A 12,422-nucleotide genomic window follows, 5' to 3' on the forward strand; every position below is an offset into this window, starting at 1 on the left:
AAAAATGCTCCGTGAGGAAAAGAAGGCCCGCGCCCGCGCCGCGATGGCCGACGCCGCCGCCGGCCTGTTCGCCGAGCACGGCTACGACAACGTGGCCATGACCCAGGTCGCCCGGGCCGCGGGAGTGTCCGAGCAGACGCTCTACAACTACTTCCCGACGAAGGAGAGCCTGGTCTTCGATCTGGCCGAGACGTTCGAGGAGACGATGCTGAGCACCCTGGCCGCCCGCGCCCCGGGCACCGGCGTCGTCGACGCCTACGGCCACTGGCTGGAGACGTTCCTGCTGGGCCCGGACGCCCGGCGCGCCGTGGAGACGCCGGGCGGCATGGTCCGCCAGATCGCGGTCAGCAACACCCTGCACCGCGCCCTGCTGGACCTGGCCCACCGCGTCGCCACCGGCCTGGCCGGGCGCCTCGAGGAGGCCGAGGGCTACCCACCCGCGAACGCCACCGCCCTGGCCGACGCGCTCGTCGCCGTCTTCGTGCGCACCGTCGAGTCGCTGAGCACCGCCCCGGCCCCGCGCGCCATCCCGGCCGTGCGCCGGCGCACCCGGGCCGCTATCGAGGCCCTCCGCCCCCTGCAGCGGGACCCGGGCCCGCCGCTCAGGCGGTGACCTGCTCGGTGGTGGTGATGTGCGGGAGGTTGGCCACGAAGTCGTAGGCGGCGGTGATCGGGGCCTCCTGGTAGACGTTCATGATGCGGATCCGGTCCGGGCCGCCGGGCTCGCCGCGCAGCGGGCGCAGGTCGGTGAGCGTCGACGGCGCGTAGGCCGCCTCGGCGCTGCCGTCGACCGGCGGGTCGAGCGGGGCGGCGGCGATGGCCACGCCGCTCGGCGAGTCCGGGTCGGCGCGGTGGCTGGACGTGGTGCCGGCGGTCGCCGTGACGGCGATCGTCAGGTACTCCTCGCCGAGCCGGTGGGCCAGGTGGTGGCCCATCGCGGACAGCGCGAACGCCGGGGTGCGCACCGGGGTGCGCTGGATGTGGCTGTTGTGGGCGCCGAGGACGATGCGGGTGTCCGGGGGCAGGGTGTCGAGCAGCCACCCGATCGTCTCGGCCATGCCGCGGTCGCGGGCGGCGACCTTCGGGTGGGCGGTGTCGCCGCCGATCCGGGCCGCGTAGCTGCGCAGGGCCTGGTCCAGGAGTACGGCCAGGCGCAGCTCGTGGCGGGCCACCCGGTAGGCGGCCGGGCCGGAGGCGTCCGCGTAGTCGACCTCCAGCGCGTCGAAGCGGGCGGCCAGGTCGGCGAACCCGGCGGTGATCCGGTCGCGCAGCGCGGGCTCGAGCGCGGCGTACGCGGCGTGCGAGCGCAGGGCGTGCTCGCTCGCGAACTGCAGCACATCGGCGCGCAGCCGGTCGACGAGCGCGGCGCCGTCGGCGTCGAGCGCGGCCAGGTAGCGCTGCACCCCGTCGAGCGCGGACAGCGGGGAGGCCGTGGAGCCGGGCACGTCGACGCCGAAGAAGCGCAGGCCGCCCGCCCGCATCCACGTCAGGTGCTCGCGCATCTCCGGGCAGCGGCCCATCGTGTAGGTAATGTGGTCGCGGGCCAGCGTGTCCAGCTCGCCGGGGCCGCCGCGCGTCCACGCGTCCACTGCCAGGCCCTCGCTGAACCCGGACTCCATCGCGAACGCCGTGAAGCCGCAGCGCTCGGCCAGGAACCGCAGCAGCCGGTGACGGAACCGGTAGAACTCGCGGACCATGTGCGCGTTCTCGCCGATCGCCACGACCCGCGCGCGCCGCACGGCCGCGGCCAACGGCTCCAGGTCGTCGAGGGGTGCGGCGGGATCGACTGTCGTCAGCATGATCGTTTCCACGAGCGGACCCTATCTATCGTGGCAGCATGAACGGGGAGCAGGTACTGCACACGTCCACCACCGCGACCGGGCACACCCGTACGCTCGCCGTCACCGTCAGTGGCGAGCCGGCGAAGCTCAGGTTCACCGAGAAGTACACGGGCGACGGCTCCGGCTGGCTGGGCCGGTTCACGGCGTTCCACGTCGAGGCCCGGCTCGACGCGGCCGATCCCGGCCCGCTCGTCGCGGCCGTGCGCGACGCCACCGCGGCGGCGCCGCTGCCACCCGGGAAGGCCCGCGATCGGGTGGCCGGGCTGCTCGCGGCGACCGGGCTGCTCATCCGCCGCTCCAGCAGCATCCCGTGGGTGCACCTGGGCCGGCAGGCCACGCTCGCCATCACGCCGGACGGCAACCCGCCGGCCATCACCTTCGCCCGGTACGGCGAGCAGAAGGTGCACGTGGTCACCGGGTACGACAACCTGGACCGCCTGACCGAGCACCTCACCGGCGCCCGCGCACTGTCCACTGAGGACCGGATCGGCCGGTTCATCGCCGCGTTCGAACCGATCACGACCCGGGAGCAGGTCCTCGCGCTCTACGAGGCGCTCGGGCTGGAGTTCGAGGAGCGCAGCGAGCGGCGGTACCCCCTGCTGCACGCCAACCGCGCGAACACTGACTGCATCTTCACCCTCACGCTGCTCGTGTCCTCGATCGACGACCGGATCGCGTTCACCGAGTTCTACGACTACGGCGCCCGGCCCGGGGACGCCGGGCGCGAATACGGGTACAGCGCCGTCACCCCGTATGCGTCACTGCAGCCGCTGACCGGCTACCTGCGGGCCCACCTCGGTCTCGACGAGCGGGCCGGCCTGGACGCGTGCTTCCGGGAGCTGGTCGCCCGGGGCGTCCTCGGTGACGGGCGGCCGATCGAGGCCAACCGCGACCTCGTCGGCGAGCTGTTCTCGGCGGCCGGCGTGGCGTACAAACCGGATCATTGGGTCTGGGTCGACAGCGACTGATCGGGCACGCTGCGCGGTGCGGCGCGGCGCAGGCCCCGCACGGCCGGGATGAGCAGCAGCGCGACGCAGCCCAGCACGCTCACCGCGACCGACGAGCCGAGCACGGCCTCGGCCCCGACCAGCGCGGCGACCGGGCCGGCCAGGGCCTGGCCGATCGGCAGGCTGCCGTCCGAGCCGAACACCTCGTACGACGTGATCCGGTTGAGCATCGACGGCGGGACGTTCGTCTGGACGCTCGTCTGCCACATCACCGACCAGAACGACCACGCCGCGCCGTTGACGGCGGCCGCGCCCAGCAGCACCGGCAGCCCCGCGTGCAGCGCGATGGCGAGCGGCAGCAGGCCGTAGCCGAACATCGCGACAGCGCCCGCGGCGAGGGGCCGGCCCGGGCGCAGGCGCAGCGCGAGGAGGCCGCCGACGATCGCCCCGGCGGCGAGGCCGGACTCGGTCCAGCCGTAGGCGGGAGCGCCGAGCCGGCCGCTGATGAGCACGGAGCCGAGCGGGATGAGCGGGCCGAACAGCAGCACGCCGTACACGATCCACACCAGGATGACGCTCCAGATCCAGGTCCGCGACCGGAAGCCGTGCCAGCCCTCGACCAGGTCACGCAGCGGTGACGACCCGGTTGCCGCAGGCGTGCCGCGCAGCCGCAGCCCGGCCAGGCACAGGCCGCTGACCGCGAACGTCGCGGCGTCGGCGGCGTAGAGCGGGGCCGCGCCGAGGAAGCCGAAGAGCAGACCGGCGGTCGCCGGGCCGAGCAGCTGCGCGATCGACGTGGCGATCTTGATCGTGGCGTTGGCCCGGTGCAGGTCGTCGGTGACCAGGGGCATGATCCCGTTGACCCCCGGCTGGAACGCCGCCGCGGAGATCCCGCTGACCGCCGAGCAGACGATCAGGAGCCACAGATGGGGGGTACCCGTGAAGAACGCCACGGCCACGGCCGACTGGGCCAGCAGCCGCACGACGTCCGCGCCCAGCATCAGCGGCCGGGCCCCGATCCGGTCGGCGAAGACGCCGCCGAACAGGATGCTCGCCAGGAACGGCACGGTGTAGGCGGCCAGCACCAGGCCCACTCCCGTCGCCCCGTAGAGGTGCCCGACCGCGAGGGCCGAGGCGACCACCAGCATCGCGTCGCCGTACACGGAGACGGTGCGGGCGAGGAAGTACCGCAGGAAGTTCCCGGTCCACAACACGCCCCGACCCCATCATGATCGCCGCCGGGGCGCCACCCGGCTCCGTCCGGCGGCGCTGGGATGTGACAGGCGTGACCTGCCCAACGGTTTGACCCACCGGCGCAACGGGTAACTGAGCCACCCATGATCGGGTCATGGACAGCGTAGAATGCAAGGGTATGACTGAGCCCCGCGGGATCGTCGTCGTCGGCGCGTCCGCCGGGGGCGTCGAGGCGCTGCGTGCATTCTGCGGCGCGCTGCCCGCCGACCTGCCTGGCGCGGTGTGCGTGGTGCTGCACATCCCCCGCGACGGCGGCACCGCACTGCCCAACATTCTGAACCGGTCGGGCCCGCTGCCGGCGGCACACGCCAGTGACGGCGCGGCGCTGGAGGCCGGGCGGGTCTACGTCGCCCCGCCCAATCGACATCTGCTGATCCGTGACGGGCACCTGCGCCTGTCGCACGGCCCGGTGGAGAATGGGCACCGGCCGGCCGCCGACCCGCTGTTCCGCTCGGCCGCCCGCTGGTGGGGCGCGTCCGTGCTCGGGGTCGTGCTCTCCGGCAACCGCGACGACGGCGCCTACGGGCTGGCCGAGGTGGCCCGCCAGGGCGGCGTCGGGCTGATCCAGGACCCGGCCGAGGCGCTGTACCCGTCCATGCCACGCCACGCCGCCGCGCAGGTGCCGACGGCCCGGACGCTGCCGGTCGCGATGATGGGACCGGCATTGGCCGAGCTGCTGGCCGACCTGCCCGGGCCGGCACCACGGGACGCCGTCGAGCACGCGGCGCTGGATGCGGAGGATGCCATGGCGGCGATGGAGGCCGTGACCGCCGACGAGATCGGCGGCGTGCCCGCCGGGTTCGGCTGCCCGTCGTGTCACGGCGCGCTGTTCGAGATGCCCGCGGCGGCCGGGCGGTTCCGCTGCCGGGTCGGGCACGCGTGGTCGGCGGCCGGGCTGCTGGGCGAGCTCGGTGGCACCCTGGAGGGCGCGCTGTGGATGGCGCTGCGCAGCCTCGAGGAGAAGGCGGCGCTGAGCCGGCGCATGGCCGACTCGGCGCGGGTCCGCGGGTTCCAGCCGACGGCCGGGCGCTACAGCGAGGCGGCCGGTGAGGCCGAGGCGGCCGGCAAGACGATCCGGCAGCTCATCGAGCGGCTCGGCGACCTGTCCGGGGGCGTCCCGGAGGATGTGCTGCAATGACGCCCGACGAGCTGACCTGCACCCACGAGCCGGGGTTCCCGGTGGCCGTGCTGCGCGCGACCGGGCGGCTGACGTTCGCCTCGGTGTCGCTGCTGCGCGGCGCGGGCCAGAAGGCGCTCACCGACCACCCCGAGGTGCTGCTGATCGACGTGGCCGGGCTCGTGGCCGTCGATGACATCACGCTCACGGTGTTCCCGATGATCGCCCGGCACGGCGTCGACTTCGGCACCGACATGATGCTCGTCGGCGCCACACCGGCCCTGCACGCGCAGCTGGACCGGCTCGGCGTCGCCCGCCAGGTGCCGGTGCACACCGGCCCGGCCGAGGCCGTCGCCGCCCACGCCCGGATGCCCGGGCCGCGGCGGCTCGAGCTGGCGCTCGCCGCCCGGCCGGCCTCCACGTCGGCCGCCCGCGAGCTCGTCGACCGGGCGTGCGCCCAGTGGCGGCTGCCGGAGCTGGCCGATCGGGCCGCGCTCATCGTGACCGAGCTCGTCGCCAACGCGATCGAGCACGCCGGCACCCCGATGCTGGTCAGCGTGGCCCTGCGCGACCGCCATCTGCACCTGGCCGTCCACGACGAGAGCCGGCTGCCCCTCGAGCGCTCCGGCGACGCCGGCGACGACGAGGACGAGGAGCCCGGCCGGGGCCTGCTGATCGTGGAGGGCATGGCCTCGGCGTGGGGCTGCCTGCATACCGCGGGCGGAAAGGTGGTGTGGGCGACGCTGCGGCGCGAGCCCAGGCGGTAGCGTGGCGCGGTGACGCAGACCGATCCGGACTTCGAGGCCCTCCTGGTCTACCTCAAGGAGGCCCGCGGCTTCGACTTCACCGGGTACAAGCGATCGAGCCTGATGCGCCGGGTCGACAGGCGCATGTCGCAGGTCCCGCCGGACGGCTACGCGGAGTACCTGGACTACCTGCAGGTGCACCCGGACGAGTTCACGGCCCTGTTCAACACCATCCTGATCAACGTGACCGGGTTCTTCCGCGACCCCGACGCCTGGGACGCGCTCAGTCGTGAGGTCCTCCCCCGCCTCGTCGAGGAGCAGGACGGGCCGCTGCGGGTGTGGAGCGCCGGGTGCGCGTCGGGCGAGGAGGCGTACACCCTCGCGATCGTCCTGGCCGAGACCATGGGCGCGGAGCGGTTCCGGGAGCGCATCAAGATCTACGCGACCGACGTCGACGAGGAGAGCCTCGTCCACGCCCGCCAGGCGACCTACGGCGAGCGCGACCTGGCACACCTCGAGCCCGGGCTGCTGGAGCGGTACTTCGAGCCCGCCGGCGGCCGGTTCACCTTCCGCAAGGACCTGCGCCGCTCGATCATCTTCGGCCGCAACGACCTGGTCCAGGACGCCCCGATAAGCCGCATCGACCTGCTGGTGTGCCGCAACGCGCTGATGTACTTCAACGCCGAGACCCAGACCCGCATCCTGTCGCGCTTCCACTTCGCGCTGGCCCCCGGCGGCGTGCTGTTCCTGGGCAAGGCCGAGATGCTGCTCAGCCACGCGAACCTGTTCACGCCCCTGGACCTCAAGCGGCGGATGTTCCGCAAGGTGTCGCGGCCCGTGCTCAACGGCGGGGCGTACCTGGCCGAGCCGAGCCACACGCCGCCGCGCACCGAGCTGTTCGGCCTGGACCGGCTGCGCAACGAGGCGTTCATGGCCAGCCCGGTCGCGCAGGTCGTGGTCACCGCCGACGGCCTGGTGGCGCTCACCAACCGGCGCGCCGAGACGCTCTTCGGGGTGTCACCGCGCGACATCGGCCGGCCCTTCCGCGATCTCGATCTGTCCTACCGGCCGGTGGAGCTGCGGGGGTACATCGAGCAGGCCCAGGTGGAGCGCAGGGTCACCCGGATCGACGACATCGAGCTGGCCACCGGCACCAGCGAGAAGCAGTTCCTCAACATCCAGATCCACCCGCTCATCGACTCCGACGCGGGCCTGCTCGGCGTCGTGGTCATCTTCCAGGACATGACCGCGTCGCGGCGGCTGCAGGACGAGCTCGAGCACGCCAACCGGCAGCTGGAGACCGCCTACGAGGAGCTGCAGTCCACCAACGAGGAGCTGGAGACCACCAACGAGGAGCTCCAGTCCACGGTCGAGGAGCTGGAGACCACCAACGAGGAGCTCCAGTCGACGAACGAGGAGCTCGAGACGATGAACGAGGAGCTGCAGTCGACGAACGACGAGCTCCAGTCCATCAACGACGAACTGCGCGAGCGCACCGCCGAGCTCAATGACGCGAACTCGTTCATGGAGGCCATCCTCACCAGCCTCCAGGCCGGCGTCGTCGTCCTCGACCGGGAGATGCACATCCTGGTCTGGAACCGCCGCTGCGAGGACCTGTGGGGCCTGCGCCCCGACGAGGCCGTCGGCCAGCACTTCCTCAACATCGACATCGGGTTGTCGACCGGGCAGCTGCGCCCGGCCATCCGTGACGTGCTCACCGGCCGATCGGCGCGGGAGGAGTCCGAGCAGACGGCGGTGAACCGCCGGGGGCGTACGGTCGAGCTGAGGGTGGTGTGCACGCCGCTCACGAGTGAGGCGTCGGGTGTCATCGGGGCGATCCTGGTGACGGAGGTGGGCGCGGGTGCGAATCCGGCGGCTCACGGTGCGGTTTCGCCCGGATCGGCATAGCGTGGGGTCGAGGGGGCGGTCATGGACTTGACAATCTTGGTGTCACAGCGGCCGGACGCAACCCTCCTGGAATGCTCGGGAGTGCTCGACTATGCGTCCGCGCCGTACCTACGGCAGATCGTGTTCGAGCAGTTCGACGCCCGGACGGCGGACGTCGCCGTCGACGTGCACCAGGTCCGCCTGGTCGACGCGGCCGCGATCAAGATCCTGGTCTACCTGCAGCGCCGAGGCGAGCAGATCGAGACCGACCTGCACGTCAGCGGCGCCACCGGCGTCGCACTCGCCGCCCTGGAGATCGCCGGCGCGGCGAAGCAGCTGGGCGTGTACGACGAGCTCGACTGGCCCCTCGACAACCGCGAACGCCGCTACGTCGACCTGGACCAGGTCGAGCTCAGCCACGGCCAGTGGCCGGCCGGTGTCACCGAGCAGCTGCTGCGCATGGCCCAGCTCGACGGCGACGACCCGGTCCGCGCCCGGATCCGCCGCCAGGTCATCGAACAGTGCCTCCCGGCCGCCCACCGCCTGGCCCGCCGCTACGACGGCGGCAGCGAGCCGGCCGCCGACCTGGCGCAGGTAGCGGCCCTGGGCCTGGTCAAGGCGGTGGACGGCTTCGACCCGCAGCACGGCACGGAGTTCGGCACCTACGCCACCCCGACGATCACCGGCGAGCTCAAGCGCCACTTCCGCGACCGCGCCTCGGGCGTCCGCCTGCCGCGCCGGCTCCAGGAGCTGCGCATGGCCGTCAACCACGCCCGCGACGCGCTGACGCAGCAACTGGGCCGCTCGCCGACCGTGCCCGACCTGGCGTCGTCGACCGGCCTCACGGAGGAGCAGGTCATCGAGGCGGTGGGGGCGACCCAGGCGTACCGCCCGCTCTCCCTGGACGTGCCGACCCCGGGCATGGACGACGACACGACGATGCTCGACACCCTGGGCGGCGAAGCACCGGAGTTCGCCCTTGTGGAGTACCGCGAGTCCCTGCGCCGGCTGATCGCCCGCCTGCCCGAACGCGAACAGCGCATCCTGTCCATGCGCTTCTACGGCAACCTCTCGCAGCTGGAGATCGCCAAGCAGGTCGGCCTGTCCCAGATGCACGTCTCCCGCCTGCTGGCCCACGCTCTGGGCTTCCTACGCCGCCACCTGGCCGAATAGAGCGCCGCTTTCGCCAGGCAGTCGACCACTGCCGCCGAGCAAGCAGCCACCAGATCGAGCAAGCAACCACCCGCACCGAACAAACACCCACGAGCCCAGGCGGGGCGACCACCACGCCGGGCGGCAACCCCTACGCCCAACACCCGCAAAGTCGCCGCCAGGCCGAACAGGCAACCACCCGCGCCGGACAAACAGCCACCAGGCCGGGTGAACAACCAGGTACGCCCTACGCCCCACAACCCGCCACCAGCCCGACCAGGCAACCACCAGGCCGGGCGGCAACCGCCCACGCCCAACACCCCGCAAATCGCCACCAGGCCGAACAGGCAACCACCGGGACGGGCGGCAACCGCCTAGGCCCAACACCCGGCAAATCGCCACCAGGCCGAACCGGCAACCACCCGCGCCATCCAGGCCAGCTGAGCAGCCACGGCCGACCAGGCAGCCGCACGCTTGCAAGAGGTCGAGCTACGACACCCAAGTCGATTTTCGTCAACATCGACCACGCCGCTCGACAACTATCCACATCGACGGACAGAACCGACAACCGTCGAGCCCGATCGAGGTGCCTCACAAACGTCGACGTCGACGAAGACGCCGAAGAGCGTGCTTGAGAAGGGTTCGATGCGCAGAGCGAGGCTCAACGACTTCGGTGCCTGGATGAGTGGGCTTGGTGATCGGGTGCCGGTGGACCTCGTCGCATACGAGCGGCGGGTTCGTTCGGGACGGTGCTTCATCTGCGCGTTCCTCGACGGTGAACCGGGGTTCGAGCACGAGCTGCTCCATGACGACGGGGCCCATGTGGCGTTCCTCAGCCGATATCCGACGCTGCCGGGCTACACGCTTGTTGTTCCACGCAGGCATGTCGAGGACGTGATCCGAGGTCTCACGCCAGAGGAGTATCTGCGCCTGCAGGCCGTGGTGCACCGAGTCGCTCATGCCGTCGGTGAGGTGGTCCAGCCAGAGCGCACCTACCTGCTCTCGCTCGGCAGTATGCAGGGCAACGCGCACGTGCACTGGCACGTCGCGCCGCTGCCGCCTGGCGTGCCGTACGAGCGGCAGCAGTATCACGCGCTCATGGCCGAGAACGGTGTCCTGCCGTATGCGCCGCAGCAGTTCGCCGAGCTGGGCGCGCGTATCCGGGCAGTGCTGGCGCATGTTTGAGAACGACTCGCGTTTGGTCGGCGTGCCGGTACGAACGCGACCCCGCCACCTCCGAAGCCACGATCCGCTGGGCTGCGATCAACACCATGGCCAGACGATTAGCCGGAGGCGAACCCGCCACCCGACAGCAACGCTGGCGCTGGCCAGACGAATGATGACCCACTTCTCAAACACGCACGAATAAACGCCCACATCGACGAAGACGCCGAACGACCGTCGACGCCCACAAATGTGCTCGACAACGATCCACGCTGACGGACAGAACCGGCAAACGTCCACGTCGACCAACGCGCCCGACAAACGTCGATGCCGACCAACGCGCCTGGCAAACGTCCACGTCGACCAACGCGCCCGGCGAACGTCGATGTCGACCAACGCGCCCGACAAACGTCGATGGCGCCGACGGTGCACTACAAACGTCGATGCTGACGAGGGTGCCCAACAACCGTCCACGGCGACGAAGATGCCTGAGCAACGTCCACGTCGACGAGGATGCCCGACAACCGTCGACGCCGACGAACGCGCCGGACAACGATTCACGCTGACGGGCACGGCCGACGGCCGTCGACGCCGGCCGATCCGGGGCGTCGGCGATCTCCCGCACGCTCACTCGGTCGTCGCCGTGCTCCAGAAATGGGTGGAGCGCGGCGTTGTCGATCGCCTTGCGGGTCTGAGCCTTCTTGCGCTTACGGCGACCGCTCTTGCTCGCCCCGCTGTTCGTAAGACAGGGCCACCGCCGGCCGGACCTGGTCGGGAGGTGCTCGTCGGCGTCGCCTGCTGAGCGCTGCCGGCCGCCGGGTGGGGACTCCAGTAAGTCAGGCCATCCTCCGGCCGGAGCGGGCCGGGCGGTGTTCGTTGGGCCTGCCGTCGTGCGCTACCAGCCGCCGGGTGGGGACTCCAGGTGGACCACCTTCGTCGCGGTCATCTCGTCAAGGAGTTCGGGGCCATAGCCGAAGCCCTGGCCGCTGCCGCGCCGCGGGTGGGCGGCGCCGCCGGGGGCGCCGCCGAAGACAGCGTTGATTTTGACGGTGCCGGTCTCCAGTTGCCGCCACGCGCGGTGGGCGTTGCTCATCGACGGGGTCAGGACCGTCGCGGCCAGGCCGTACGGGGAGCGGGTGGCGCGGCTCAGGGCCTCGTCGAACGACGCCACGGTGACCACGGGAGCCACCGGGCCGAAGGTTTCCGTCTCCACCACGCGCATCTCGTCGGTGCAGTCGGTCAGGACGGTCGGTGGGTACCAGGCGCCCGGGCCCTCCGGGATCGTGCCGCCGGTCAGGATGCGGGCGCCCCGGTCCACGGCGTCCACCACCTGGCCGTGGACGGCGCTGCGGTGGCGCAGGTCGACGAGCGGGCCGATCTCGAACGCCGCGGCCTCCTTCACCAGCGCGGCCAGGAACTCCTCGGCCACGTCCGCGTGCACGTAGATGCGCTCCACGGCGACGCAGATCTGGCCGGCGTTGGCGAATGCGCCGAGTGCCGCCTGCTGGGCGGCCCAGGCCGGGTCGACGCCGGTGTCGATGATGAGCGGGTCGCAGCCGCCGTTCTCCAGCAGAGCCTTGGCGCCGGTGCGGGCGGCCGCGGCGGCTATCGCGCGGCCGGTCGCGGTCGAGCCCACGTGGGCCACCACGTCGACGGCTGACTCGGCAAGCGCGGCGCCGGTCGGGGCGCCGCCGGCGAGCATGGACAGGACGCCCGGCGGGAAGTGCGGGGCGAGCGTCCTCGTGAGCAGCCAGCCGGTCGCCGGGGTGCGCTCGCTCGGCTTGGACACGGCGGCGTTGCCGGTCACGAGGGCGGCGCCCAGCAGGCCGCAGGAGATCGCGACCGGGTCGTTCCAGGGGGTGATGGCGGCCACGACGCCTCGGGGTTCGCGGACCATCAGGTCGGTGGCGCCCAGGTCACCGGCCAGGGTGCGGCCGCCGTGCAGCTGGCCCAGCTCGGCGTACTGCCGCAGTGTCCCCACCCCGGCGGCGATGGAGCCGGCCGCATCCGCCTCGGGCTTGCCCATCTCGGCCGACATAGTGCGGGCCAGCTCGACGGTGGCCTGCTCGACGGCGGTGGCCGCGGCGCGCAGGGCGTCCGCCCGGGCGGCGGGTGCGGTCGCAGCCCAGTCGGGCTGGGCAGCGCGGGCACCGGCGACGGCCGCCGCGACCTCGTGCGGGGTGGCCGCGGGGAAGTTCGCCACCGGTGCGCCGGCGTGCGGGCCGATCACGGTCGAGACGTCGCCGCCCGCCGACCATCGCCCGGCGATGAGGTGCTCAACGATGTGCATGACGGGCCCACCTTCCCCGCTTCC

General features: G+C 72.2%; 10 protein-coding genes. 7 read left to right on the forward strand and 3 right to left on the reverse strand.

The features are described 5' to 3' along the window. The first annotated feature begins 4 nt into the window (after window positions 1-4). On the forward strand, window positions 5-613 hold the full coding sequence (locus tag Dvina_RS28705) for a TetR/AcrR family transcriptional regulator (RefSeq protein WP_223092450.1): 609 nt from the start codon (window positions 5-7) through the stop codon (window positions 611-613). Here Dvina_RS28705 and Dvina_RS28710 read toward each other — a convergent pair. Further along, a complete protein-coding gene (locus Dvina_RS28710; RefSeq protein ID WP_223092451.1) occupies window positions 603-1,811 on the reverse strand; it encodes an erythromycin esterase family protein in 1,209 nt (402 codons plus the stop codon). The genes Dvina_RS28705 and Dvina_RS28710 overlap by 11 nt on opposite strands. Window positions 1,812-1,837: 26 nt before the next feature. Between Dvina_RS28710 and Dvina_RS28715 the strand changes: the two genes are divergently transcribed. Then, a complete protein-coding gene (locus Dvina_RS28715) occupies window positions 1,838-2,809 on the forward strand; it encodes a hypothetical protein (protein WP_223092452.1) in 972 nt (323 codons plus the stop codon). On the opposite strand, the gene Dvina_RS28720 is transcribed toward Dvina_RS28715, so the two are convergent. Next, complete coding sequence (locus tag Dvina_RS28720) at window positions 2,782-4,002, reverse strand: MFS transporter (protein WP_223092453.1); 1,221 nt, start codon at window positions 4,000-4,002, stop codon at window positions 2,782-2,784. The genes Dvina_RS28715 and Dvina_RS28720 overlap by 28 nt on opposite strands. Before the next feature lie 158 nt (window positions 4,003-4,160). Between Dvina_RS28720 and Dvina_RS28725 the strand changes: the two genes are divergently transcribed. The 5 genes from Dvina_RS28725 to Dvina_RS28745 all read left to right on the forward strand — a co-directional run bounded on the left by Dvina_RS28725 (window position 4,161) and on the right by Dvina_RS28745 (window position 10,129). Next, a complete protein-coding gene (locus tag Dvina_RS28725) occupies window positions 4,161-5,180 on the forward strand; it encodes a chemotaxis protein CheB (protein ID WP_223092454.1) in 1,020 nt (339 codons plus the stop codon). Then, window positions 5,177-5,926: an ATP-binding protein gene (locus Dvina_RS28730; protein ID WP_223092455.1), complete on the forward strand. Its 750-nt coding sequence runs from the start codon at window positions 5,177-5,179 to the stop codon at window positions 5,924-5,926. Before Dvina_RS28725 ends, Dvina_RS28730 begins: the two co-directional genes overlap by 4 nt. 9 nt (window positions 5,927-5,935) lie before the next feature. Beyond that, window positions 5,936-7,813: a CheR family methyltransferase gene (locus tag Dvina_RS28735; protein ID WP_223092456.1), complete on the forward strand. Its 1,878-nt coding sequence runs from the start codon at window positions 5,936-5,938 to the stop codon at window positions 7,811-7,813. Between the two features lie 21 nt (window positions 7,814-7,834). Beyond that, on the forward strand, window positions 7,835-8,965 hold the full coding sequence (locus Dvina_RS28740; protein WP_223092457.1) for a SigB/SigF/SigG family RNA polymerase sigma factor: 1,131 nt from the start codon (window positions 7,835-7,837) through the stop codon (window positions 8,963-8,965). Window positions 8,966-9,571: 606 nt separating this feature from the next. Continuing rightward, on the forward strand, window positions 9,572-10,129 hold the full coding sequence (locus Dvina_RS28745) for an HIT family protein (protein WP_223092458.1): 558 nt from the start codon (window positions 9,572-9,574) through the stop codon (window positions 10,127-10,129). An 874-nt stretch (window positions 10,130-11,003) separates the two neighbouring features. On the opposite strand, the gene Dvina_RS28750 is transcribed toward Dvina_RS28745, so the two are convergent. Continuing rightward, a complete protein-coding gene (locus Dvina_RS28750; protein WP_223092459.1) occupies window positions 11,004-12,398 on the reverse strand; it encodes an aldehyde dehydrogenase family protein in 1,395 nt (464 codons plus the stop codon). Window positions 12,399-12,422: the final 24 nt, after the last annotated feature.

The sequence above is a fragment of the Dactylosporangium vinaceum genome, assembly GCF_019904175.1.
Lineage (GTDB): Bacteria > Actinomycetota > Actinomycetes > Mycobacteriales > Micromonosporaceae > Dactylosporangium > Dactylosporangium vinaceum.